Raw genomic sequence first — 14,126 nt, 5'->3', positions numbered from 1 at the left:
AGCCCATCGAGCGCCGCCACCGCACGCCCCCTTGAGCCGGACCGCGCAGAGTAGTGCTCACCGGAAGGCCGGCGGGGGAGCGATCCCCGGCCGGCCACCCGGGCTCGCGCATGGGGGCGCGGACCGGGTCAGGTCGCAGCTCGAGCACTCCACCAGGTGATGCCTCACCGGGTGGCCGCTCGCGCGATGCGTCCCGTCACCGGCCACCGAGGGAGGCGGCCGGCGTCAGGGCGTTCCGGGGACGTTCGGGGGGGCGTCTCCGGGGACACGCCAGGCCCCCGCCCAGGACCACCCGGGCGGGGGTGCTGGCGCGTGGGCACCGACAGCCTTCCCGAGGTCGCGCGGGTCTACAGGACGGTCTGGGCGACGACCCAAGCGCCGATCAGGCACAGGTCGAGGACGGTGAGGAAGAACGCGCCGTACCCGATCAGCAGCCCTGCACGCCGTACCCAGCGCGCACCGCCGCCCTGCATGCGGTCGGCGCCCCACCCGAATCCCGCAGCGACTGCTGCGAGGAGGAGGGACACCGCGGGAGGGGCGACGAGGAAGACCCAGTAGACGACGACGAAGACCATCAGCTCGACTTCGACGGCGAGCGCGACGACCGCGGCCGCGGTGACGAGCAGCGTGAACGTCACGGTGAGCACGGCCGTCGCCCGGATGATGTTGCGCAGTTCGCGACGATCGTCGGTGGCGGTCACGCCGTCATCCTGCCCACCGTGCTCGCGCACCTGACCGGCGGCCAAGCACGTGCGGCGGCATCGTCACCACACGGAGAAGGCCCCGCCTCCCAGGTGGGGAGAACGGGGCCTGACCTGCGTGTACCGGTGGTGGGCGATACTGGGTTTGAACCAGTGACCTCTTCCGTGTCAAGGAAGCGCGCTACCGCTGCGCCAATCGCCCGAGGTGGAGACGGGATTTGAACCCGTGTAGACGGATTTGCAGTCCGTTGCCTCGCCTCTCGGCCACTCCACCACTGGAGGTCAAACCAAGAGAGAGACCTCTCCGAGCGGACAACGAGACTCGAACTCGCGACCTCAACCTTGGCAAGGTTGCGCTCTACCAACTGAGCTATGTCCGCTTGCATCCGACCAGTTCGGTCGGCGACGTGAGAACAGTAGCCCACGCCCCAGGGCGTGCCAAATCCGGGTGTCGGCGGCGTGGCGAGGGGTGGTCCGGGGTGTTTCGGGCCGGCGTACGACGCCCGTCGTGGCCCCGCGCAGGGCCCTCCCGAGGCCGTCCGGCGGCCCTAGAGTGGGCGTCATGCACGCGTGGATCGACGGCCGACTGCTCCCCGACGCCACCGCCGCGGCGGTCCCTGTCAGCGACCACGGGCTCACCGTGGGCGACGGCGTCTTCGAGGCCGTGAAGGTCGTCGACGGCCGCCCGTTCGCCCTCGACCGCCACCTCGAGCGGCTCGGCCGCAGCGCCGCCGGCCTCGGGCTGCCGCCGGTCGACCTCGACGCCGTGCGCGGGGGAGTGCGAGCCGTCCTGGGCGCTGAGCACCTGCCCCTGGGCCGCCTGCGCATCACCGTCACCGGCGGTCCCGCGCCGCTGGGGTCGGGGCGCGGCGACGCCGCCCCGACGGTGATCGTCGTGGCGGCGCTGCTCGCGCCGGCGGTCGAGGTGGTCTCGGTGGCGACCGTGCCGTGGCCCCGCAACGAGCGTGGTGCGCTCGCCGGGCTGAAGACCACGTCGTACGCCGAGAACGTCGTCGCGCTCGCCGAGGCGCAGCGCCGCGGCGCGAGCGAGGCGGTGGTGGCCAACCTCGCCGGCCACCTCTGCGAGGGCACCGGCTCCAACGTCTTCTACGTCGTCGACGGCGAGCTGCGCACCCCCACGCTCGCCAGCGGCTGCCTGGCCGGCATCACCCGCGCGCTGGTGCTGGAGTGGCACGGCGGCCGCGAGGTGGACGAGCCCATCGAGGTGGTGCGCGAGGCCAGCGAGGTCTTCCTGGTCTCCACCACCCGCGACGTGCAGCCGGTGGAGCGCTGGGACGACCTCGCCCTGCCCGCCCCGGGCCCAGTCACCCTGGCCGCCCAGGCCACCTGGCGGGCGCGCGAGCACGAGCTGCTCGCCGACGCCTGACCCGGTCGAGATGGCCGTCGGGCGACACGAGGATGGGGCGGATGTGAACGTCGGCCCCAGGATGGGCTAGTGTTTCCGCCGCACCACAGGGGCGATTGGCGCAGTGGTAGCGCGCTTCGTTCACACCGAAGAGGTCACTGGTTCGAACCCAGTATCGCCCACCCCGTTTCCGCAGGTCAGAGGCACTTTTCTCCGAGCAGACTGACCGGCGAGGAACATACGAGGAACAAGGGACGCCCACTTCTGGCCGTTATTGACCGTCCGGTCGCTCGCCCCCGACTTGAGCTGCACTGGATGAATGACGTCGTACCTCCAATATTCCCGCAGACTCGGACTGCTGAGTCCCGGGATGAAGGCCCGGCCCTCCGCCCAGACATCCTCGGAGTCCCGCACCTTGCGTTGAACGCGCGAGCTTGATCCAAGAACGAACTGATCGAAGTTTGAGGGGACCTTTCCCACCTCCGATCGGTGGCTGCGACGCTCGCTGGACGCCCACGCGCCAAGCCGCAGGCTCGCTTTCTGCGCCGGGATCACGGCCGGGCTGCGATGCCTTACCGGGGCGGCCGGATTCGCCGGGTTCGCTATCGGGTGGCTCGCGGGTGCTCACACGGCCCACAGTGCCCACGGCTACCGCCGGCGCATACGGGTGGCAGACACCTACGCGTCAGCGGTAGCGGGACCGGCTGTGGCGGCAGTGGCCGTGTAGCCGCCACTCAGGTGCCGTTCGGCATCGACGGGCCCGCAAGCATGGGGTAGCTGGGGTGAGACCGTGTCGTTCACGGCCAGGGCCCCGTCACGTGCATACGACACAGAGGTCCTTGATCTTGAAGCAGAGAGCCGGCACCGTTCAGCGCACACCCCCGCCACCGCGATGCAGCAGAGGAGCCCGGCTTTGTGATTCATCGAACTCGGGACGATCCATGAACACGCCTGGCATGGTGCGCGGGCGTCACTTCACGACCTACGTGGAGACCATGAAGGAGCTGAAGCGGCAGGGCTCCTACGCTGCTGCTGAGAAGTTGATCCTTGAGCTTATCGACGCCACCGAAGAGGAAGCACGAGTCAAGAGGTGGGGGCCGGCGCCGGCCTACTACGAGCACCTCGCCATCGTCTATCGCAAGACAGGACGCCCAACAGACGAAGTCCGGCTTCTCCGCCGGTTTGAGAACGCCAACCGCGATTACGGCGGCCTGACCGACAGGTTCCGCGAACGGATCGCCAAAGCCGAACAGCTATGCGCCGAGTCAGGCGTTGCAGCGCCCGCTGGCGCTGCCGATGCATCACAAGATGCTGTTCTGCTGGCGTCACCCAGCAACAACCCCGGGCACACCCCAGTCCCGAAACCCAACAGGATGGACACCCCGATGGCTAAGCGCCGAGGATTCTTCGCAGAATTGCAGCACCAGGCCGCGGTCGCTGAGCGCGACCGGCAGCGCAGCAGCGCAGCAGCGGTTCGTGCGGCCCAGAAGCAGCACCGCGAGGCCGAGCAGGCTCGTGCCCGGGCCGAGCGGGCCAGGGTGGCCGCGTCACGCGCCACCGAGAAAGACCGCGCAGCTGCGGAGCGGGAAGCGAAGAAACTCCACGCGGAAGCGCAGATGGCACAGGTGGAATCGTTGAACGCGGCGTTGGAATCTACCCTGGCGGACGTCGACTCAGTCCTCGAATGGACGCTGAGCGTCGACGACCACGTCGACCTTGAAGAACTCCGCCGTGTGGTTGAACATCCCGCGTTCACGTCGAAGCACCTCGCTCCTCTCACACCACCTGGTCCGATCTTCGCGCCGCCGGAGCCGGCCTTTGTTGAGCCCGCCGCCCCCACTGGGGTGGGTGCGATGTTCGGAAAGAAGAAGCACGCGCAGGCGGTGGAGCTGGCACGCCAAGAGTTCACCCGGGTACACGCCATGTGGCGGAACGAGGCAGCGGCGGTTCCGGTGCGTCAGCTCGAGCAGGCGACCAAGCATCAGGCCGCGGATGCCGAGCGGCAGGCCAAGCTCGCCGCAGATGAGGCGACCTACGCCGCCCAGTCACAGGAGCGGCAGTCCAAGGTCGACGCCGAGAACGCCCAACTCGACGCCCTGATCACAGCCTTGGCGGTGGGAGAGAAGGCGGCGGTTGAGGAGTACTTCGGCATCGTGTTCGGCAACTCGGTCTACCCTGACCCGATCACCATCGACATCGAACAGTCCTACAATCCGGCCGAAAAAGAACTCGAGGTAGCGCTGCGTCTTCCCGGGCCAGAGGACCTCCCGACCACCCGGGCCTACAAGTACACGAAGTCGAGCGACGAGATCACCGAGAGCGAGCAGAGTGCTACCGACCAGAAGAAGCGCTACAACGGGCTCGTGCACGCCATCGTGCTGCGGACCCTGCATGAGGTGTGGGAGTCAGACCGCCTCGGCCACGTCGAAACGATCGCTCTGACCGCTGGGGTCGAGCACATCGACCCCGCCACCGGGCGCCTCACCACGACTCCTCTCGTCGCGGTAGCCGCTCACCGAGGAGACTTCGAGTCCATCGACCTGGCCCATGTCACTCCGGTCGAGACACTGAAGCACCTAAAGGCCGTTGTGTCGAAGAACCCGCACGCCCTCACCCCGATCGACCTGCCAGACGGGGTCCGCGGATGAAATTCAACACGCCCCCCGGGTGGCCACCCCCACCAGCCGGCTGGGTCCCCGACGCCATCTGGCGCCCCGACCCTTCCTGGCCGCCAGCGCCACCCGGATGGAACTTCTGGGTTCCCGACGACGCCCCCACCCAAGAGCCAGCGACACCGGAGCCAGCGACACCGGAGCCAGCGACACCGGAACCTTTGGCACCGGAACCTGTGGCACCGGAACTAGTGACAGCTGACCAACCCTCGCCTGATGGGTCCAGCGACGATGAGTTGGTTGAACCCGAGTCGGAAGCTCCATCTGCGGCACCGCAGGAGCCTCCACCCGAGCCATCCGTTGCCGATGCAGGAGGTGCCGGTCAAACGGAGATCTCGGAACTGCGCAGCCAGCTCGAGGCGGAGCTGCGGCTCTCAGCGAGCCTCCGGGCGGAGCTGGCCACAGCATCCGCGGAGGCAGCTTCGGCTGGCAGGTCGGACGTCGCCCCGGCCGCAGCCGGCCGCACCACCATTGACGAAAAGCTCGAAGCGGCCCGGCGCGAGCTCGTCGAGCTCAACGACGCTGTCCTTCTGCAACAGGTCGGCATCTACGACTACCACCACCCCCTCGAGAACGCCGAGGCCTACAAGGCCCGTTTGGCCGACATCCGCGACCGCATCAAGGACGCCATTCGGACCAAGGCCGCCATCGAGGCCTCTGACCGGTTCGCCTACAACAACTCCCTCGCACAGGGTCGCAAGATGACCGGCGACTTCTCCAAGCTGATGCTCCGCGCCTACAACGCCGAAGCAGACAACTGCGTCCGGTCCCTGCGCGCCGGGTCCATCGCCGCAGCCATCAAGCGCCTCAACGGGTCGGTCGAGACGATCGCCCGCCTGGGCTCCATGATGGAGATGCGAGTCAGCCCCGACTATCACGCCCTGCGCATCGAAGAGCTCGAGCTCACCTCTGACTACCTGTTCAAGGTGCAGGAGGAACGCGAAGAGGCCCGCGAAGAACGCGAACGGCTGCGCGAGGAGCGCAAAGCCGAGCAGGAGCTTGCAGCCGAGAGGGAACGCCTCGACAAGGAACGCAACCACTACGCCAACACAATCGCTGCCCTGCGCGAGCAGGGCAAAGAGGACGAAGCTGTAGAGCTGGAACAGCGAGTGGCGCAGATCGATGACGCAATCGCTCAGAACGACTTTCGAGCAGCCAACATCCGTGCCGGGTACGTCTACGTCATCAGCAACATCGGCGCGTTCGGACCCAACGTCGTCAAGATCGGACTCACCCGACGCCTCGAGCCGCTCGACCGTGTCCGCGAGCTAGGCGATGCTTCGGTGCCGTTCCCGTTCGACGTGCATGCCATCTACTTCTCCGACGACGCCGTGCAACTCGAAAATGAGCTCCACGTCGCGTTCGCAGCCATGCGCGTCAACCACGTGAACCTGCGGCGTGAGTTCTTCTTCGCCACTCCTGCCGAGGTTCGCGACGTGCTCGCGACCAAGGTCGGGAACCTCCTCGAGTTCACCGAGGCTCCCGAGGCAACCCAGTACTTCCAGAGCCACGGAGCCTGGCCCGCAGCTCCCACCGGCGCGAGCCAGTAGCTGGCGGCCTCCAGTGCTCCCGTGTGCGTGCCTCCGCTTGTGTGGTGCCGGCTGCACAGATGAGGTGGAGGGGCGCCTCCCCGCAGACGCCGCGCCGGCTACCGCCCGGGTGAGGGACTTTCGGACGAGTTGCACGCCGCGATCGAGGCCGAGCTCCAGTGTCAGCAGCGGATGCAGTGTCAGCGGGGATCCCAGTGTCAGCATGGACCGCCTCTGACACTCCGGCCGGATTTCCTACTCGCCGACGATGAACCGCGAGGGCCGCATGATCAGATCCACGCAAACCCCAATAGTCCGGGGAGGCGGGGGCACTTCACTTGCGCGTAGCGAGCGCCCGAGGGCCCGACGTCGGTTCATGCGGACATTGTCGACGACGATGCGACGACTCGCAGGAGTTCGGTCGATTGGCGCCTCCTCAGCCAGTGGCTATAAGGCTTGTGGACTCAAAGATTAGTTCTGGAAGCGGCTGACGCAGACGCCACGTGAGGGCGACTGGTCGGTCTCCTTCGAGGTCGCCGTAGAGGTCGACTTGGCCAAAGCACCGGAAGGTGCTTTCGATGCCTCCGCTGCTTTTCTCGCGGACGAAGAGCAGTCGGTGCTGAGACGCGTCCGAGCCACGCCCAATGCAGCGGAGCATCGCGCTGGTGTGCTGCCTCCAATTGTTCGGTGACTCCCAGTGGAACAAGTCGGCCGAGACAGCGTGATCCTTGTACTGGATGTTCGAAGCGAACTTCGACTCATCCTTGTTGAGGGTCACGAACATGAGTTGGGTGCGGCTCTGCGGTACGAAGTAGACGCCTTCCCGGTGCTCCTTGGGCTTGTCGATCGCACTGATACCCATCGCGGCGAAGACCTCGGCCCGCGTGTAGCGCGCGTGAGCCATCAGCGGGACATCATCGAGACCAGCAAGTGGTGTCACGTCCGCGTCGCGCTGCGCGTGGACAAGCGGCACCAGCTCGGCGAGCTCGGCGAGGACGGCGGGGTGACGCCACAGCTGGTCGAAGCCTTCTTGCAGCGTTGGCGGCTTCATCCCGAGCAGGTGCATGAGCTGCATCGCCAGCCGGCTCTCGGTTAGCGACGCGCCGTCGGCGCGAGGGGCATCGTCAGCTGCGAGCCACCTGGACCAGGTGCTCGCCCGCAGCCGGTCCGTCGCGTGTTGCACAAACCCGACGCGCTTGAGAAGGGCTGCCTCGGCCTCCTGCGTCGGAGAGTCGTTCGGCTCGGCGCTCTGGTCCGCGACACCGACAGCTCGTTGGAGTCGCGTCCATGACATCTTGCGAGCATCTGCTGCATAGAACTGCTCGATACTGCGCTCTGTGTCACGCAGGAAGTCTCGGAGTGACGACGCACCCGTTACTCGGAGATCGTGCTGGAGTCCCTTGAACCCTGACTTGGGTGCCAACGCCTTCAGGCGCTCGAGGACGCGCTCTCGCGCGACACGTTCGAGAGTGATGGCGCAACCGGCCGGCAGGAAGGGGAACTCACTCTCTGCCTGTTTCCTCAGGCTGCCGCGAGCCGGGTTGATGAGTGCCTGGAAGCGAGTTTCGTAGCGGTATTCGACTCGGTGCTGGCCGATGAAGTCCAACACCAGGCAGCCTTGTTTGCCCGGTGCCTGACGCAGCCCGCGACCGAGTTGCTGGGTAAACAGCACCGGACTCTGGGTAGGTCTCAGCAGGAGCAATGTGTCGACGTCCGGCAGGTCGATGCCCTCGCCGAGTACGTCGACGCTGAAGACGACCTGGAGCTTGCCCGCCTTCAACTTGTTCAGCACCACGTCGCGGTACGGCTGGTCGTGAGTGCCGTCGAGGTATCCGGCGTTGATGCCGAGCCGCATGAACTGTTCGGCCATGAACCGCGCGTGGCTGATGGACACGCAGAACCCCAAAGCGCGCATCGTTCGTGGATCGTCGACCCAACGCTCGAGGGCCTGAACCACGAGCTTCACCCGCTCGTGATCACCCGTGTACAGCGCTTCGAGCTCGCCGACCGCGTAGTCACCGTGCCGCCAGTTGAGCGTCCGAAGATCGGTGCCGTCATCGACTCCGACGTAGTTGAACGGCGCCAGCAATTGATCGTCGACGGCCTCCCAGAGCCGCAACTCCGTCGTGTACTGCCCACCGAACAAATCAGCGACGTTGACCCCGTCGGTGCGCTCGGGGGTGGCGGTGAGGCCGACGATCTCTCGCGGTGAGAAGTGCTCGATGACCCCGCGCCAGGAGTCGGCGGAGCCGTGATGGGCTTCATCGATGTAGATAACGTCGTAAGCGTCCGGCGGCACAGTTGCCAGACGGTTGTGCAAGGTCTGCACCATCGCGAAGACATGCGTGTCGCTGGGCAGTTCTCCGCCGCCGGCGAGCATCTCGCCGAACCCGGGATCCTTCAGTGCTGTGCGGAATGTGCTCCGTGCTTGCTCGAGGATCTGCTCGCGGTGAGCCACGAAGAGCAGGCGCGGGCGAGCCGCCCCCGGCAGGCACAACCGGGCATAGTCCAGTGCGGCAATGACCGTCTTGCCAGTCCCTGTAGCGGCAACAACGAGGTGCCGGTGCTCGTCGAATGATTCGCGACGCAGGTTCAAAGTATCGAGCACCAAACGTTGGTGGGGCTTTGGCTGCAGGACGAGTTCGGAGTATGCGTCGGTGAGCTGTCGCTGGAGCTGATCGATCGTCCGCTGCGAAGTTCTGCTGTGCGCCTGAACGGCATAACCCCTGCCGGCGAGAAGCGCTGTATCGAGTCGCTCGCGGTCGGCGGTTGTGTATCGCTCGTAGACGGGGGTGTGCCAGTAGCTGTCGAAGGTCTGTTGGATTCGACCGAACACGCCGGGCGCGTCAGCCCGGGCCAGTCGGACGTTCCACTCGAGGCCCGAGTAGAGCGCTGCGTCCGAGAGGTTCGAGGAACCCACGCACGCCGTATCGAGCTCGCCTGGCCGGCGGAACAGCCACGCCTTCGCATGGAGCTTTGTTGCTTGGCCCTGGTAGTTCACTCGGACCTCGGCGCCGAGTTGGACGAGTTCATCGAGCGCCTTGGCGCTGGTAGATCCGAGGTAGGTCGAGGTGATGACGCGGACTCGACCTCCACGCTCGAGCAGCTTGCGGAACTCCTCTTTGAGCGGGTGGAAGCCGGTGTACCCGACGAAAGCACAGATGAGGTCGACTTCGTCGGCGCAGCGGATCTCTTCCTTCAGGACCTTGCCGAATGCCGGCTCGCCCGTGCCGTTGACGAGCAGCTCGCTGGATGTGAGGGGAATCGTGGGGTGGTCCGGCAGTGGGCCGCCCGCCAGGCCACCGACGGTTCGCACGCCCTTCAGTAGTCGTGGTGGCAGGCTGACTCGATCTCCGACTAAGTCGGTGCCCAGTGCCTCGATTGCGGAGTTCACGACGGTGGCGCTGGCCTCGACTGCTGCCGCGTCGTTTGGATTGCGCAGCCTGCGCGCCACTCGCAGGAGATGCTTGCCCAATCGCACCACGGCCTCACTCGCCCGGAGCGGATCGTCAATCACCTGTTCCGGATCGAGGGTCGCCAGGAGGTCGGCGAGCTCGCTCGTCACGAGCTCATCGCGCAATCCGTGCTGGAGCGGGTCGTGAGCCATCCGCCGCCTCCAGAGTCAGTGATGCTTGTGCTCGAGTCGCGGTGAGCTTAGAAGGTTTTCGACGACCGTTGAGCGGAACAGACGGATCTCCGGCACCTAGAAGAACGGGCGCATGTACTCGCGCAAGTGCGGGTCGACCACGTAGACGTAGGTGCCCCGAATGCCACGAGTCAGCAGCACGCTGTAGATGTTCTGGACGTACTCGAGCAGGTCAGCATCGCTCAGCTTCTGTCCTGGGTTGTTCTGCCTGCCCTTCTTGTCGTAGTAACTCTCGCGGTTGAACTTCAGGCTGCGGGTGGCCGGGTCGTAGGTGAGGTCCCGACCGATGATCACTCCCGCGTAGTTGAGGTCGTACCCCTGGATCGTGTGGATCGAGCCAACCTCGTCGATGGACTTGGGGGAGTCGACCCAGTCCACGACTCGGCTGTTCCACTGGAGTTCGATGCCGGGGAAGACGATGTCGGCTCGCAGCTTGTCCTTCTTGCTCTCCCAGGACCACGCGTAGCCGGCCAGGAGGCGGGCAAGCCCGTGCTCCGCGTCGCGGGTCTTGATGGCGTCGACCATCCGCCCGACATCTTCAAAGAAGCGGAAGTCGTACTCGCCGAAGTCGATGGTCTGCGTAGGCGGAGTCGAACTCAGTACCCGACGGACATGATCGACGTAGTCCTCACCTGCGCGGACACGCATCTGCGAAGTGAGTCGATGCAGGCGTCCCTGTGCCAGCGACGCCGCGCATAGCTCGGCGAGCAACGAGGCATCGAGATCGGCCGGACGGACGCGTTGCCGCGCGTCTACCAGGAGCACCTGCTGGTGGCTCTGCTGCGTGACCCATTCGAGTTGGGTGTACTTCGGGTCGTCACCCCCGAAGAGCGTGGCGTTGATTTCCGCGAACTCTCGATTCTTCTGCGCTGAGGTCTGGTTCGCCCTCTGGTTGAGCCGGTGGCTCTCGTCGACCACCAGGAGGTCCCAGGTGTGGGCACTCTTCCCGACGTCGAATGGGGACAGCACCATCTGAGCAGTGAGTCCCGGCGTTCTCGCGAACACCGCCTGGATGGACTTCCGAAGCGATTGCTGGGGGACGACCAGGCCGATTCGCAGCCCGCTCAGGGTTGCGGCGTTGTCTGCAGTGAACAGCCCTGAAAGGTAGGTCTCCGACTCGAACGGCTCGCCGTCCCACTCTCCGATGTCGCGCAACATCTTCACCAGGAAGATCGCGACCACTGTCTTCCCGGTCCCAGGGCCTCCCTCGATCACTGTTTCACTGCCCGGTTCCCCGCGCAGGTCAGCCAGAAGGCCCTGGACGATCGAGACGACCGCGTCGCCTTGCTGCTCGGTGAGCGACTTGAACGGCGAGAGCTTGAAGAGATCCGAGTTCTCGATCTCCTCGATGGTTGCCTCAAACAGGCCGTCTGCCCGCAGCCGTTCGAAGATTTCGCGGAACCGCCCGCGGTAGCGCTCCCGTTCGAAGTAGCTTCCGTCCACGACCCCAGCGTTGCCATTCAGCACCCGTCGACCGTCGCCGTGAAACAGTTGGATCAGGTACGACTCAAGATCAAGGCACGCCGACTTGTTGAAGGTATCGTCGATGATCACCCTGGCCTCAACTAGCTGCACCTTTCTGCCCTGATCCAGGTGTTGGCGGAGGCGGCCGCCCCCATCGAGAGACTCGCCGACGTACACCTCGGTGTCGTTGTTCAGCGTGTAAACGACGGGCCAGTCGCGATGCCGATCGGTTGCCCGTCCCCAGGCCGCGACGGCACCGTGATCGAACCTAAGTCGTTCAATCCGGAAGTCGGTCATACTTCGTGCTCCGCCCACGCGCCTTATCGATCGGATACTTGCGCTGCGTCGATTCCAGCTTCGACAAGACGATCGCGTCCGGGTCGAGCTCAAGCTTGTCGGCCAATAGCCAGCAGTAGGTCAACACGTCAGCGAGCTCATCGCGGACAGCGTCGGGATCACCCTGGTCCGACCATTGGAAGCACTCGAGCAACTCTGCGGCCTCGATCACGACCGACCTCGCGAGGCTGGCCGGCGTGTGAAACTGCGCCCAGTCACGCTCGTCCACAAGCCTCCGCAACGCCGTGCGCACCGCCTCATCAACCACGCGACCACCTTAGGGTCGGAACTCGCGACAGTGGTGTGAAACGCGGGCCGGATGCCTATATCGCGGACATCGACCGCTACGGACCCTTAGCAGCAGTCCAGGCCGCCGCTCTCAGGCGACACCGCGAAGAGTCCGAAACCCGCACGCGCCGGCCCCGGCATCCCGCTCACCACTCCCCTCACCACCCTGCTCACCACTGGACCCAGCCGGGGCATGGCAGCTGGAACTGTTGCGCGAGCTAAGAGCTGCCGGATTCTCTGTAGACCTCAACAAATTGCACTGACCCGCAGCCCGACTTCGCGGTGAGTCATGGGTTCCCAGTCGGGGCGTTCGTGGCATCCAGTCACCCACGATCAAGTGCCAATCGGCACGGTTCGCTTTCAGCTCATGGATTCGGACTGGGCTCACGAAGGGAGCGCAAGGTCGAGGTCGCAACCGGTGCCGAGTACTTCAGACTCGCTCAGCGTTGGCACCGAGTAGAACGGACCATGGACTACGCGAACGATTGGTATGACGAGACGATCACCGATGCATTGACTGGCGCCGTCATCCGGGACTGCCACGAGCGATTGAGCGAACGCCAAAGCCGGGATAACGCGAGACATCGGAGGGACAGAGCCGAGTAGCACGGCGGTTGCCAGCAGTCTCCAGACAACATCGGACGCAACGCTCGGCTGAGCGTCTCGGGAACGCATCCTCATCTGTCACGGCCCCGAATCGGCGTACGTCATTCCTCGCGTCTGCACGCTCGGCCTACTGCCGGAGCATTCCAACGTGGGTGTTCAGAGTGCGCAGCGCCCGGTCGATGTTCGCGAGACTCTCTTCGGACTTGGTGAGGCTCGAACTTGAAACCTTGCTTCCTGTTGACGGAGAGGGCGCCACGGGCCCGTATCCCTCAGTTACAACGTCGAACTGGTCGAAGTACTCGGTCCCCCCGTCATCGTTGTAAGTGGCGGTCACTCTCACACTAGGGTCGGCACCTGCGACTGTCCGCCCAGGATCTTTCTCCATCCGCCACATCACTCGACGTCGCGCGCCTGGCGGAAGCGTGTGGGATCGCGACAAGAACAGGGACAAGCGCTCACTGATGTGATCGTCGGCATCTCGCGCCGCGAGCGGCCCGGCGTCGATGCGGACGTTGCGCGCGATCGAGCGGCCAACGTTCTCGATGGTGATGTCCCAGAACCCATTTCCATGGAGCCCTGGGACGAGATCAATGTTCACGTAAGGGCGAGTCTGTCGAGCACTGTCGTCCGCAAGCAACTTCAATTGCGCGACTGAGGCTCGGAAGGCCGTGAACGCGAAAACAGCAAGACCCAACGTCCCGATCGCAGTCGCGATGCCGGCACAAACTGTCAGCCACTCAAACGTCGTCATGACGGCTAGTGTGCAGGCAAGCGCCGACAGTAGTGGCGTTACCGATCCACCGCCACGAGACGTTTTGCCGTCCGCCCGCAGACTCCCGTCGGATCCAGCTACGGGCTCGGCGCACTCCTTGCTACTTCGTCTAGGGGTTCCACCGCGCCGGGGACGTCTTTGCGCCGCGTGTCACTTGGCCGTCAACTGAGGGTGGTTGCTATCGCGGTAGACAGATCGGCTCCGAGCCTGTGGACTCGCGGCGTGACAGACACACTCGCAGTCGCATCTGCGCTGATCGCAGCAGCTGCTCTCGGCTTCTCCGGTTGGCAACTGCGTCTGATCCACCAGGACCGCAGGACAGAGCGAGAGCTGGAGATCGGCGGTGTCTGCCTATCGTGGCGGGCTGCGTCGGCCCCCAACGAGGCGGACGTAGACGCCGACGGCAACGCCGTCTGGAAGTACGTGTTCACCTTGACTAACCCTGGACGCTTCCCAATCAGCGACGTGGTTGCACGGGTGACATTCCCCGGCCCGGTAATGAGGATTCGGCACAACGGCGTCGGTGCCGCGGCCGTGACCGTCGAGCTCAAGCATCCAGTGCTGGCGGGTGGTTCGAGTTTCGACTGGGCAGCTCGACGTCTGAAGACTCGTTTCAACCCATCGCCGGATCGAGGTGCAATCACCGCCCAGGTGTCGTTCGTCGACTCCGAAGGGTTTTCACACAAGACTATCTGGCCAGCCAGGCGTCTTTCTCCGTAGGTCCCTCAACTACGTCCTTTTCGCCG

The 14,126-nt window shown here is 65.3% G+C and carries 9 protein-coding genes and 4 tRNA genes; 5 read left to right on the top strand and 8 right to left on the bottom strand.

The features are described from left to right. Window positions 1–347 precede the first annotated feature (347 nt). From AC4OR8_RS10190 to AC4OR8_RS10175, 4 genes are all read right to left on the bottom strand, one after another. Window positions 348–701: a hypothetical protein gene (locus tag AC4OR8_RS10190; protein ID WP_492165439.1), complete on the bottom strand. Its 354-nt coding sequence runs from the start codon at window positions 699–701 to the stop codon at window positions 348–350. A 127-nt stretch (window positions 702–828) separates the two neighbouring features. Next, a tRNA-Val gene (locus tag AC4OR8_RS10185) sits at window positions 829–903 on the bottom strand. A 1-nt stretch (window position 904) separates the two neighbouring features. Then, window positions 905–975, bottom strand: a tRNA-Cys gene (locus AC4OR8_RS10180). Between the two features lie 33 nt (window positions 976–1,008). Beyond that, window positions 1,009–1,081: transfer RNA gene (locus tag AC4OR8_RS10175), tRNA-Gly, on the bottom strand. 182 nt (window positions 1,082–1,263) lie between these two features. On the opposite strand from AC4OR8_RS10175, the gene AC4OR8_RS10170 reads away from it, so the two are divergent. The 4 genes from AC4OR8_RS10170 (at window position 1,264) to AC4OR8_RS10155 (ending at window position 6,289) form a co-directional block, all read left to right on the top strand. Further along, a complete protein-coding gene (locus tag AC4OR8_RS10170) occupies window positions 1,264–2,088 on the top strand; it encodes an aminotransferase class IV (protein WP_492165438.1) in 825 nt (274 codons plus the stop codon). Between the two features lie 89 nt (window positions 2,089–2,177). Further along, window positions 2,178–2,249: transfer RNA gene (locus AC4OR8_RS10165), tRNA-Val, on the top strand. Between the two features lie 813 nt (window positions 2,250–3,062). Then, window positions 3,063–4,715, top strand: coding sequence for a hypothetical protein (locus AC4OR8_RS10160; protein WP_492165437.1), 1,653 nt, complete (start codon window positions 3,063–3,065; stop codon window positions 4,713–4,715). A gap of 260 nt (window positions 4,716–4,975) precedes the next feature. Further along, window positions 4,976–6,289 (top strand): SNIPE associated domain-containing protein, encoded by a 1,314-nt coding sequence (locus AC4OR8_RS10155; protein WP_492165436.1) that lies wholly within the window; start codon window positions 4,976–4,978, stop codon window positions 6,287–6,289. A gap of 415 nt (window positions 6,290–6,704) precedes the next feature. Here AC4OR8_RS10155 and AC4OR8_RS10150 read toward each other — a convergent pair whose 3' ends face one another. The 4 genes from AC4OR8_RS10150 to AC4OR8_RS10135 all read right to left on the bottom strand — a co-directional run bounded on the left by AC4OR8_RS10150 (window position 6,705) and on the right by AC4OR8_RS10135 (window position 13,359). Continuing rightward, complete coding sequence (locus AC4OR8_RS10150; RefSeq protein WP_492165435.1) at window positions 6,705–9,833, bottom strand: DUF3427 domain-containing protein; 3,129 nt, start codon at window positions 9,831–9,833, stop codon at window positions 6,705–6,707. Window positions 9,834–9,971: 138 nt separating this feature from the next. Next, window positions 9,972–11,675, bottom strand: a complete 1,704-nt coding sequence (locus AC4OR8_RS10145) for a DNA/RNA helicase domain-containing protein (RefSeq protein ID WP_492165434.1) — start codon at window positions 11,673–11,675, stop codon at window positions 9,972–9,974. Next, window positions 11,656–11,982 (bottom strand): nucleotide pyrophosphohydrolase, encoded by a 327-nt coding sequence (locus AC4OR8_RS10140; RefSeq protein WP_492165433.1) that lies wholly within the window; start codon window positions 11,980–11,982, stop codon window positions 11,656–11,658. Before AC4OR8_RS10140 ends, AC4OR8_RS10145 begins: the two co-directional genes overlap by 20 nt. A 753-nt stretch (window positions 11,983–12,735) precedes the next feature. Then, entirely contained in the window at window positions 12,736–13,359 is a 624-nt protein-coding gene (locus tag AC4OR8_RS10135) for a DUF8453 domain-containing protein (RefSeq protein ID WP_492165432.1), read from the bottom strand. Between the two features lie 243 nt (window positions 13,360–13,602). On the opposite strand from AC4OR8_RS10135, the gene AC4OR8_RS10130 reads away from it, so the two are divergent. Beyond that, a complete protein-coding gene (locus tag AC4OR8_RS10130; RefSeq protein WP_492165431.1) occupies window positions 13,603–14,100 on the top strand; it encodes a hypothetical protein in 498 nt (165 codons plus the stop codon). Window positions 14,101–14,126 lie beyond the last annotated feature (26 nt).

Source organism: Nocardioides sp. FY1077 (assembly GCF_058681775.1).
Note: the sequence above shows the minus strand (reverse complement) of the source record. Positions and strands in the feature narration are given on the sequence as shown.